Genomic DNA, 11,588 nt, shown 5'->3' on the forward strand with positions numbered 1-11,588 from the left:
TCTACCGTGAGCCGAGGAGACGGCCCGCGTTGCGCAGGACGTACCGGGCGACGTTCTCGCCGAGCGTGATCCCCGCCTCGTCGGCCGAGCGGGTGTGGATGCCCGAGAAGCCCCGGGCGTCCACGTTCTCGTCCGAGAGCTGCTTCCACGTGATGTACGTCCTGGTCACGCCGGGCGCGGTGGGGCTGGTGCGGATCGCCGTCACAGGACGCCACCGCTCGTAGGCGTACTTGCTGTCGGAGGTCGCGATCTGCGTGTCCACCAGCGCCACGTGGAACAGCGCGACCAGCCGCGCCTGCCCGGCGATCCCCTGATCCGTGCGCGAGAGCGCCACGCGCAGCGGCTCGGTGTAGAGGGTGAGGGAGGAGCCGAGCCAGAAGGTGGCGGTCTCGGTCTGGTGGGCGTTGCGTGCCGTGCTGTCGACGGCGCCGTACGCCCGCACCTCCGCGAGGTCGGCGGCGTAGCGGCGGGAGTCGAGGGCGGGCGGCGGGCCGAGCCGGAACTGGTTCTGCGACGTGAGCACGAACGGCTTGGCGAGGCGGTTGCCGTATTGCGCCGCCGGGGCGTAGGCGGTGGGAGATCGTCTTCGGTGCCCGACCTTCCTGCCCCGAGTTCGACGGGGGTTCGTATCGCCGGTGACCAGTATCAGTGGCTGGTCGTGTGGCAGGAGTGTGTCACTGCGGTGCGGGACGCGGAGTTGCGCTTGCCTAGAGCGCACTCCACGCGACTAGCGTTCCGTCCATGAAGTACACGCAGCTCGGACGCACGGGACTCAAGGTCAGCCGCCTCGTCCTCGGCACCATGAACTTCGGCCCGCACACCGACGAGGCCGACAGCCACGCGATCATGGACACGGCGCTGGACGCGGGCATCAACTTCTTCGACACGGCGAACGTGTACGGCTGGGGCGAGAACAAGGGCCGTACCGAAAACATAATCGGCAACTGGTTCGCCAAGGGCGGCGAGCGCCGCGACAAGGTCGTCCTCGCCACCAAGGTCTACGGCAACATGGGCGCCGACGACGAGGCGTGGCCCAACCACGACAAGCTGTCGGCCGTGAACATCCGGCGGGCCGTCGACGCGTCGCTCAAGCGGCTCCAGACCGACCACATCGACGTCTACCAGTTCCACCACATCGACCGGGACACCCCGTTCGAGGAGATCTGGCAGGCTATCGACGTCCTCGTCCAGCAGGGCAAGATCCTGTACGTCGGCTCCTCCAACTTCCCCGGCTACAAGATCGCCCAGGCCAACGAGATCGCCGCCCGGCGCGGCGGCACCATCGGCCTCGTCAGCGAGCAGTGCCTCTACAACCTCTACGAGCGCCGCGCCGAGATGGAGGTCATACCGGCCGCGCAGGAGTACGGCCTCGGCATCATCCCGTGGTCGCCGCTGCACGGCGGTGCGCTCGGCGGCGTGCTGAAGAAGGAGATCGAGGGCGGCCGGCGCAGCGAGGGGCTGGCCGCGGGCAACATGTCCGGCCCTGACGTACGCGCGAAGATCCAGGCGTACGAGGACCTGGTCGACAAGCACGGTCTGGAGCCCGGCGAGGTCGCCCTGGCCTGGCTGCTCACCCGTCCCGGCGTGACCGGCCCGATCGTCGGCCCACGCACGGCGGAGCAGCTCGAATCCGCCCTGCGCGCCATCGAGTTGGATCTGAGCGAGGAGCTGCTGGCGGGGCTGGACGAGATCTTCCCGGGCCCGGGCCCGTCTCCGGAGGCCTTCGCCTGGTAGCGGTCGCAGCCGTATTCGTTCGCAGTCGCCGCCACCGTCGACGGGACGGGGGCGGCGCTCGGCCTGCGGCGCGGCTGTCACGGCTGCTGTCCGAGCGCCGCCGCCACCGCGACCAGGACGAACATCAGCACAAGCGCACCGGCCATGATCCGGTTCCGGGTGTTGGGGTTCACGGGACCGAGCCTGACCGGCCCCTCCAAGCGGCCGGCGGGCGACCACCTCGTAGGGGCTGCTTGCCCGCCGCCGAGCCGACGTGCTCTTCGCGATGCTCCGCGACGGCAACCTCCGCGAACCACCGACCTCGATCACCGCTTGACCAAAGTCATAGGGGCACCCCCCGGGTGAGCGCCGGTCTCCACGGCGCTGGGCTGAACGCACCCCCGGCCCTGGGGACGGCCGCGGCCACGCGGCTTGGCTCGTCCCCAGGGCGTCGGACGACTACGCCGTGGCGAGTACCTGGACGGTGCCGCCCAAAGTGTCCGCCGCTTCCTTCCACTCGGTGAGGGAGATCGTCAGGGGTGGCAGGAGCTTCAGTACATGCCCCGACCCCGAGGTCTCGGCGACGACGCCGGCGCGGAACAACGCCTCCCGTATCCGCTCGGCCGTCGCGGCGGCGGGGAACCTCAGTCCGCTCATCGCTCCCTTGCCGACGACTTCGGCGGCACCCACCGGGAGGGCGTCGATGATGCTCGCGAGGCTGGTGCGGATCGCGGCGGCCAGTTCGGCGGCGTGGTCGGTGAAGTGCCGGTCGGTCCAGTGGTCCAGTGCCGCGGAGCCCGCCACGAAGGCGAGGTTGTGGCCACGGAACGTGCCGTTGTGCTCGCCGGGGGCCCAACGGTCGATCTCGCGCCGGATCAGCAGCGCCGCCATCGGTAGCCCCATTCCGCTGAGGGACTTCGACAGGCAGACCATGTCCGGGCGGAGTTCGGGGGCGTCCTCGAAGCTGAAGAAGGTACCGGTGCGTCCGCAGCCCGCCTGGATGTCGTCCACGATGACCAACGTGCCGGTGGCGTCGGCGAGTTCGCGAATGCGGGCCAGCCACGCGCGGGGAGCGGTGTGCAGTCCGCCCTCGCCCTGGACCGTCTCCAGCAGGACCGCCGCGGGCGGGGGCGTCGCCGCGCCCGGACCGAGGGCGTGTTCCAGGGCGGCGAACGGATCGGGCTCGGCCGCGTCGCCGTACGGGAGGATCGTGACGTCGGTCAAAGGTACGCCCGCCGCGCCGCGCAGCAGCGGGGAGGTCGTGGCGGCGAGGGCGCCGAGCGACGCGCCGTGGAAGCCTCCGGTGAAGGCGATCACCTCGGTGCGCCCGGTGACCTTGCGGGCCAGCTTCAGCGCGGCCTCGACGGCGAGCGTTCCGGCCGGTCCGGGGAACTGGACGACGTGGTCGCCGAGGCCGCGCGGCTCCAGGATCAGGCTGGTGAACCGCTCCAGGAAGTCGGCCTTGGCCGTGGTGTGCAGGTCCAGCGACTGCACCGGGCCGCCGGCCGTGAGGTAGGCCGTCACCCGTTCGACGATCTCGGGCGGGTTGTGGCCGTAGTTGAGCGAGCCGGCCCCGCACAGCAGGTCCACATAGCGGCGCCCTGAGGTGTCCCACAGATGGTGTCCGGCGGCTCGTTCGAAGACCACCGGGAAGTCGCGGCAGTAGCTGCGTACGTTCGACTCGTGACGTTCGAACACCGCGGGAGGCGTCCGGTCGGTCTCGGTCATGTCAGCACGTACCTTTCATGTCAACGTTCTCGTAACGCGTCGCGGGACGACGTCACTTGAGGGGTCACTTGACCAGCACCGTTCCGTCACCGGGACGGTGGTCGCGGGAACGGCGCAGGTCGGTGAAGGCGAAGGTCCGCTGGAGCCAGCGGTCGTGGCCGTCGTAGCGCGGGGTGAACGCCGAACGGCCGTGCAGGGTGATCCGGTTGTCGACGACGGCGAGGTCGCCGGGGCGCAGCAGCACCCCGGTGTACGTGCGGTGCGCCACCTCGGCGAGTTCGGCGAGGGCGGCCCGGCCCTCGGGGGTCACCGCCTTGGTGGCCGCCTCGTCGAAGCACCAGTCGGGGTCGTCCGGGTCGCCGGTGAGCACGGCGTGCGCGGTGCTCTCACCGGCCGGACCGAAGGACGGCGGTGCCTCGGTGACGTACTCGGGCCTGCCGAGCGCCTCCCGGGTGCCGGGAGTCAGCAGCGGCAGGACGCGTCGGGCGCAGCTGGTGCGCAGTTCGGCCGTGCCCTCGTGGTCGGGGCGCAGGCACAGCAGCATGACGTAGTCGGGGCGGTGGGGGTGGAAGGCGTTCTCGGTGTGGAAGGTGAGTTCGACCGAGCCGACGTTGCCCTGGACCGACTCCTGACCGGGCACCGGCACGACGTCCTGGACGAGGGCGCCGGACTTCTCCGCCGCGAACGCGGCCGGGTCGCCGAGCCCGGCCGCGAACAGCAGCAGTGTCGCCGCGGGCAGGGACGGGCCGTGCTGGACCGAGCCCTTCACCATCGGGGTCAGCGGCAGGCGCGCGGCACCGATGGGGAGCCTCCGCAGGACGAGGGCGCCGTCGGGGCCCGAATGCCTGCGGAACTCCCTCACGGTGCGCCGTATTTCGGCGGGGACGTCCTCCCAGGCGTGCCGGGCGAGAGCCACCCATGCCGGATCGTCGACCCGGTCGCCCGCCTGGTCCAGCAGTTCCGCCGCCACCTGGCCGAACCGGGCCAGGGTGCGGGCGTCGTACCACACCGTGCCGTCGGCGCTCGCCGGGGCGTACGGTGCCTGCGTCATGTCGACGCTGCTCACGTGCGTGTTCCTTTCGTCCGCTGCGTCCGCGTCACTTGCCCATGGCCCGGACGAGGCTCCCCGGGCGCAGGTCGGTCCACTCGCGTTCGACGTACTCCAGGCAGGTGGTGCGGCTGTCCGGGCCGAAGGCGGTGGTCCAGCCGGCGGGTACGGCGGTGAAGTCGGGCCACAGGGAGTGCTGGCCCTCGTCGTTGGTGAGGACCCGGTAGGTGCCGTCGGGGTTCTCGAAGGGGTTGGTCATGACGGGTCGGTGTTCCTTTCGGGAGCCGGGAGGCGCTTCGCCTCCCGGTGCAGGGGAGTTGGGCCACGGTTCCGGCCCGATGGTCCGGGCGGTGCGGTGTGGCCGGTCGTCAGGTCGATGTGGAGGGCGGCGGGCCGAGCCTCGGTGGCGCCGAAAGCGCTGTGGCGGACGAGCCGTCCACCGGCGGTCGGTGCGAGTGGCCGGAGGTGTGCTCGAAGGAAGCCGAGGCACCGAGGTCGGTCCGCGCGGCTCGCCTCACCGTTCGACGAAGTCCCAGTAGCGGGAGATCGCGGCTTCGTCGATGTCCGGGATCGCGACCGCCAGGTCCCGCAGCCGCTGGAGCGTCCTGTCGTTCTCGAACTCCAGGGTCGGCTGCCGCGGGTCCGGTGCGTTCCTCACGTGCTCTTCGAGATACGCCTGGTAGGGCAGGATCGGCAGGTCCTGTCCCCGTTCGCTCGCGCGCCGCAGACGGTGCAGCCACACGGTGAGCGGGACCGGTTCGGAGACCGTTCCACGCATCCGGTCGTAGCCGCTCATGAAGTCACCGGCTCCGACCCTGCGCGGGTGGTGGAGGTGGTGCACACGGGCGGTGCCGGTCCCGGTCAGGATCAGCCCCACGACGGCGCGGGCCAGGACATCGACGGGGAGCAGCGCTTCCTCCAGATCCGGTCCGGTCGGATAGCAGCCGAGCGCGGCGCAACTGGTGAGCAGTCGGGAGAACATGTCGTCCGGACTGACGGCACCGGTCGAGGTGTGCGCCCAGATACGGCCGAGGCGGTGGATGCCGCCGGTGGCCCCCCGCTCGAAGGCACGCTCCACGAGCCGGTCCGCGACCCATTTGCTGGCCGCGTACCCGTTGCCGAACGGGTGTTTCTCACCGTCGATCGGTGAATCCTCCGTGACCAGCCGGGAGTCCTGGCCGAGCCCGAACACACCGAGGGTGGAGAGGTGGTGGAACGCCTTCGGCCGGCCTTCGGCGGCCAGGCGCAGCAGAGTCCGGGTGCCCTCCACGTTGGCCGGTTTCAGCCGGTCGTACGGCGAGAGGTGATGGACGTGTGCGCCGCTGTGCACGATCGTGTCGACCCGCTCGCGCAGCCCGGCCCAGTCCGAGGGGTCGAGGCCGAGGTCCACTGCCGCCAGGTCCCCCCGGACGACATTCAGCCGCGTTTCGTCCGGCGTGGGCCCGAGGTCGATGCCGTAGCGCCGCATGACCCCGGTCAGCCGCTCGGCCGCCTCGGTGTCGGTCCGCGCACGGACCAGGCAGTGCACCCGCGCCGATGTCCGGTGCAGCAACTCGGCCAGGAGGAAGGCTCCGACGAACCCCGTGGCCCCGGTCAGCAGAATCTCCCGGGGACCGCCGGCATGCGGGTCGGCATGCGGCACGTCGGATGGGCCGGCGGGGGATGTGCCGGACGTGAAGCGCAGGGCGGGACTCAGCTCGGCTTCCGAGTCCGGCACCCACGACTCGGCGTGCGGGCCGCCCTCCGTGAGGTGGCGGGCCAGTCCCGCCGGGGTCGGTGCTTCGAGAAGCGCCGACAGGCTGAAGCGGATCGCCAGCGTCTCACCGATCCGGCTCGCCAGACGGGTGGCGAGCAGGGAGTGACCGCCCAGCGCGAAGAAGTCGTCGTCGGCGGAGACCTCGGGCACCCCCAGCACCTCGGCGAACAGCCCACACAGCAGGGCCTCCCGTTCGGTCCGCGGCGCCCGGCCGGTACCGGCGGCGGTGTCCGGCGGGGCGGGCAGTGCCCTGCGGTCGAGCTTGCCGTTGGCGTTCAGCGGGATCGCGTCGACCTCGACGAACGCGGACGGTACGAGGTGGGCGGGGAGGACGGTGGCGAGCCGGGCCTTCAACTCATCGGGCGCCAGCGGTGTTTCGGTGACGACGTACGCCACCAGCCGCTGGTCGCCCGGACGGTCCTCGCGGGCGATCACGGCGGCTCGGGCCACCCCGTCGAGCGCGGTCAGCGCGGTCTCGATCTCGCCCGGCTCGATCCGGTAGCCCCGGATCTTGACCTGGTCGTCGACGCGTCCGGCGTACTCCAGCACCCCGGCGCGGTTCCAGCGGGCCCGGTCGCCCACCCGGTACATGCGGGTGCCGGGCGGGCCGTACGGGTCGGCGACGAACCGTTCGGCACTCTGGCCGGGCCGCCCGGCGTAGCCGCGGGCGAGTCCGGCGCCGGCGAGGTACAGCTCGCCCCACACGCCGTCGGGGACGGGCTGGAGGTGGTCGTCGAGGACGTAGACGCGTGCGTTGCCTATGGGGCGGCCGATGGGCACCGGCCCCGCGGTGAGGTCGTCGTCCGGTTCGAGCCGGTGGACGACACAGCCGACGGTCGCCTCGGTCGGGCCGTACTCGTTGATCACCACCGCCTTGGGGTGCCGATCGCGCCACGCCTGCAGGGCGGTGCCGTCGAGGGCCTCGCCGCCGATGACCAGGTTGCGGGCGTCGCTGACGCTGTCGGGCAGCGACTCCAGCAGCCGTAGATGGCTCGGGGTGACCTTGAGCAGGTCGGGGGTGGGTGTGTTCTCGTCCAGGTCCGCGAACCGCACCCGGCCGCCCGTGATCAGCGGGGTGAACAGTGTGGTCACCGGCATGTCGAAGGCGAGGGAGGTGTGGACCAGGGACTCGCCCGAGGCGGCCGGGTACATCGCCTCGGCCTCGCTCAAGTAGGCGGCGAGCGAGCCGTGTTCGACGACCACTCCCTTCGGGCGGCCCGTCGATCCGGAGGTGTAGATCAGGTAGGCGGCCTGGTGGGGGTGGACCCGGACGCCGAGGTCGTCGTCCGCGTAGATGTCCGGTGCGGCGGCGACGGCGGCCTCGTCGAGCACGATCGCGGCGCCCGCGTCGTCGACGAGGGCGTCGATCCGCGCGCGGGGGTTGGCCGGGTCGATCGGCAGGTAGGCGGCCCCGGTCTTCAGGACCGCGAGCAGGGCCACGACCACGTCCGGGCGGCGCGGCAGCACCACGGCGACGACGGTCTCCGGCCCCGCCCCGAGCGCGACAAGGTGCCGGGCGAGCCGGTTCGCGCGGCGGTTCAGCTCGTCGTACGTCAGCGCCGTGATGTCCGAGCGCTCTGTGCCGTCCGAGCGCTCTGTGCCGTCCGAGCGCTCCGTCCCGTCCGCGACGACGGCCACGGCGTGCGGCGTGCGCGCCACCTGGGCTTCGAACATCTCCGGCAGCGACGCCGGCGGCAGCGGCCGGGCGGTGTCGTTGCGGCGGACGAGCGCGTCCTCGCGTTCGGCGGGGGTGAGCAGGGGCAGGGCGTGCAGGGGGCGCGACGGGTCGGCGGTCACCTCCTGGAGCAGGCGCAGATAGCGGGCTGCGACGCGCTCGGCGGTGGCGCGGTCGAACAGGTCGGAGGCGTACTCGACCGATCCGGACCAGCCGCCCTCGCGGCTCTCGACGAGCGTCAGCGACAGGTCGAACTTGGCGCGGTCGCCTTCCACGTCCCCGACGGTCACCTCAAGGCCGCGCAGCGTGGGTGCGACCGCCTCCTGGTTGACCGTCAGCATGACCTGGAACAGGGGGTGCCGGGAGCGCGAACGCGCTGGGTTGAGTACCTCGACCAGTTGCTCGAACGGCACGTCGGTGTGGTCGTACGCCGCCACGTCCGCCGCTCGCACCCGGTCGAGCAGTTCCTCGAACGTGGGGTCGCCGGAGGTGTCGGTGCGCAGCACCAGTGTGTTGGCGAACAGCCCGACGAGGCCTTCGAGCGCGGTGTCCGGGCGGCCCTCCACGGGCGTTCCGATCACGATGTCGTCGCCGGCGCCCAGCCGGTTCAGCAGGGTGACGAGCGTGGCGTGCAGCACCATGAAGGCGCTGGCGCCCCGGTCACGGCCGAGCGCGGCGATACGGTCCCGCAGCCCGGCCGGGACCGTGAAGGGCACCGTGCCCCCGCGCTGGGACGCGACGGCGGGCCGGGGCCGGTCGGTGGGCAGCTCGATCTGGTCGGGGATCCCGGCCAGCTCCCGCGTCCAGAAGTCAACCCGGTCGGACGGCAGTTCGCGCTCCCACAGCGCGTAGTCGGCGTACTGGACGGGCAGCGCGGCCCAGTCGGGGGTGCGGCCGGCGAGGCGGGCGTCGTAGGCCGTGGAAAGGTCCTCGGCGAGGGGCCGCATGGAGGCGCCGTCGCCCGCGATGTGGTGCAGGTGCAGCAGCAGGGCGTGTTCACGGTCCCCGTCGGTGAACAGCACGGCACGGATGGGCAGTTGGTGGTCCAAGGAGAACGGCGTCCGGGCGGCCTCCGCGATCCCCGCGTCGAAGTCGGCCGGGTCGTACGACCGGGTCGCGAAGTGCGGTTCCGTGTCGACGACGACCTGGTGCGGTCCCTCCGGGCCCTCGGCGATCACCGTGCGCAGCACTTCGTGCCGTCGGACCAGGTCGCCGAAGGCGTCGCGCAGGGCGTCCCTGTCGAGGGTGCCGGTCATCCGCAGCACGACGGGGATGGTGTATGTCTGCGCCGGGCCGTCGAGCCGGTCGAGGAACCACATGCGGCGCTGCGCCGCCGACAGGGGCACCCGCTCGGGCCGTTCCCGGCGGGCCAGCGGAGGCCGGGAGGTCTGCGTCGGTCGGCCCGACAGCAGCTCGGCGAGTCCGGCGACGGTCGTGTGCTCGAAGACCTCCCGGATGGAGAGCTCGGCGCCGAGGTCGGCCCGGACACGGTTGACCAGCCGTGCGACGAGCAGGGAGTGGCCGCCCAGGCGGAAGAAGTCGTCGTCAGCGCCTACGTCGGGCACGCCGAGGACGGCCGCGAAGAGGTCCGCCACGCGCCGCTCCGTGCCCTCGGCGGGCGGTCGGCCCGAGCCCTCGGGCTTGAGGTCCGGGGCGGGCAGCGCCTTGCGGGCGATCTTGCCGTTGGCGGTCAGCGGCAGGGTCTGAAGTACGACGAAGGCGGCGGGGACCATGTAGTCGGGCAGGGCCTGAGCGGCGGCGGCGCGCAGGGCGGCCGGGTCCGCCGGACGGTCCGTCTCCGGTACGACGTAGGCGACGAGGCGCTTGTCGCCGGGGGTGTCCTCGCGGACCACGACGGCGGCCGCGTCGATGCCGGGCTGGGCCGTCAGGACGGCCTCCACCTCGCCGAGTTCGATGCGGAAGCCGCGGATCTTCACCTGGTCGTCCACGCGGCTGACGAACTCCAGCAGTCCAGCGGCGGTCCAGCGGGCCAGGTCACCGGTGCGGTACATCCGGGATCCGGGCGGGCCGTACGGGTTGGCGACGAAGCGTCCGGCGGTCAGGCCGGGGCGGCCGTGGTAGCCGCGGGTGACGAGGTCGCCCGCGACGTACAGCTCGCCCGCGGTGCCGACGGGCGCCGGGCGCAGCCGGGAGTCGAGCACGTACATCTGGGTGTTCCAGGCGGGCGTGCCGATGGTGATGACGCCGGGCGGCACGGGGTCGCCGGGTTCGATGCGGAACAGGCTGCAGCCGATGGTGGTCTCGGTGGGGCCGTACTCGTTGAGGACGGTCACCCCGGGGTGGCGGGCGCGCCAGGCGTCCAGCACGTCGCCGAGCAACGACTCGCCGCCGAGGACGAGTTGGCCTTCGGGCGAGTACTCCTCGGGCACCGCGCCGAGCAGGTGCAGATGGCTGGGGGTGGCCTTGACGAAGTCGGGCCGGGTGACGCGGGCGTCCGGGTCGGGGCCGCTCGATGTCCAGCGGACCAGTTCCACGGTGCCGCCGGAGATCAGCGGGCCGAACATGCCGGTGGCGGTGAGGTCGAAGGAGATCGGCGAGTGCACCAGGACACGGCGACGCAGGCTGGCGTACTCGGCCGTCGCCCACGCCAGGTAGGCGACGAGTGAGCGGTGCTCGACGACGACCGCCTTGGGGCGCCCGGTCGAGCCCGAGGTGAAGATGACGAACGCGGCGTGCTCGGGCCGACGGACCACTCCGGTGAGGGGGACGGACGGCTGTTCGGCGATCGTCGGATCGTCCGCCAGGACGACCGGGGCTTCGGTCAACGGACGTACGGCATCGGCCAGTTCGGCCGTGGTGACGACCGCGGCCGGTGCGATGTCGTCCAGCATGAAGGCAAGCCGGTCGGCCGGGTGCGCAGGGTCCAGCGGCAGATAGCCGGCCCCCGTCTTCAGGGCGGCCAGCAGGGTCACCGGGATGTTCTCGCAGACCGGCATCAGTACGGCGACGTACCGCTCGGGACCGGCGCCGAGGGCGGTGAGGTGCCGGGCCAGCCGGTTGGCTCGGGCGTCGAGTTCGGCGTAGGACAGCTCGGTCGTGCCGAAGACGACGGCGGGGGCGTCCGGCGTACGGGCCACCTGGGCTTCGATCAGGTCGGTGAGGGTCTGCGTCGGCACCTCGTGGCCGGTTGCGTTCCAGTCGGCGAGCAGCAGGCGCCGCTCGTCCTCGTCCACGACGTCGAACTCCCCCACGGGGCGGCCGGGTTCGGCGATGACATCGGTGAGCAGCCGGGTGAAGCGCTCCGCGATCCGCGCGGCCGAGTCGCGGTCGAACAGGTCGGTGGCGAACTCCAGGAGCCCGCTCACCCCGCCCTCGGGCCGCTCGGTGAGGAAGAACGACAGGTCGAACTTGGCGGCCGGCGAGGCCACCGGCTGCACGCGCGCCGACAGTCCGGGCAGTTCGACGGCGAGGTCGAGGGCCGTCTGCTGGTCGGCGTTGTTGAAGTTCAGGCCGGTCTGGAACAGGGGGTGCCGGGCGGTGGAGCGCACCGGGTTGACCGCTTCCACAAGCCGCTCGAACGGCACGTCCTGGTGGGCGTAGGCGGCCAGGTCGGCGGCCCGCACCCGGCGCAGCACCTCGGTGAAGTCGGGGTCGCCGGTGAGGTCGGTGCGCAGGACGAGGTTGTTGGCGAAGTAGCCGACCAGGGG

At 72.1% G+C, this 11,588-nt stretch carries 6 protein-coding genes; 1 reads left to right on the forward strand and 5 read right to left on the reverse strand.

All coding sequences use genetic code 11. The features are described 5' to 3' along the window. Window position 1: 1 nt before the first annotated feature. Entirely contained in the window at window positions 2-523 is a 522-nt protein-coding gene (locus tag STRIP9103_RS41000) for a vanadium-dependent haloperoxidase (protein WP_234022423.1), read from the reverse strand. Between the two features lie 218 nt (window positions 524-741). Here STRIP9103_RS41000 and STRIP9103_RS41005 point away from each other — a divergent pair, with 218 nt between their 5' ends. Continuing rightward, window positions 742-1,734, forward strand: coding sequence for an aldo/keto reductase (locus STRIP9103_RS41005; protein ID WP_009338558.1), 993 nt, complete (start codon window positions 742-744; stop codon window positions 1,732-1,734). A 438-nt stretch (window positions 1,735-2,172) separates the two neighbouring features. On the opposite strand, the gene STRIP9103_RS41010 is transcribed toward STRIP9103_RS41005, so the two are convergent. The 4 genes from STRIP9103_RS41010 to STRIP9103_RS41025 form a co-directional block, all read right to left on the reverse strand. Then, window positions 2,173-3,441 (reverse strand): diaminobutyrate--2-oxoglutarate transaminase, encoded by a 1,269-nt coding sequence (locus tag STRIP9103_RS41010; RefSeq protein ID WP_009338549.1) that lies wholly within the window; start codon window positions 3,439-3,441, stop codon window positions 2,173-2,175. A gap of 64 nt (window positions 3,442-3,505) precedes the next feature. Then, window positions 3,506-4,507, reverse strand: coding sequence for a TauD/TfdA family dioxygenase (locus STRIP9103_RS41015; RefSeq protein ID WP_009338517.1), 1,002 nt, complete (start codon window positions 4,505-4,507; stop codon window positions 3,506-3,508). A gap of 31 nt (window positions 4,508-4,538) precedes the next feature. Beyond that, entirely contained in the window at window positions 4,539-4,748 is a 210-nt protein-coding gene (locus STRIP9103_RS41020) for an MbtH family protein (RefSeq protein WP_009338551.1), read from the reverse strand. A 255-nt stretch (window positions 4,749-5,003) separates the two neighbouring features. Beyond that, window positions 5,004-11,588 (reverse strand): non-ribosomal peptide synthetase (locus STRIP9103_RS41025; RefSeq protein WP_048821929.1); only part of this gene is annotated, 6,585 nt, incomplete at its 5' end.

It is taken from the genome of Streptomyces ipomoeae 91-03, from assembly GCF_000317595.1.
Taxonomy (GTDB): Bacteria; Actinomycetota; Actinomycetes; order Streptomycetales; family Streptomycetaceae; genus Streptomyces; species Streptomyces ipomoeae.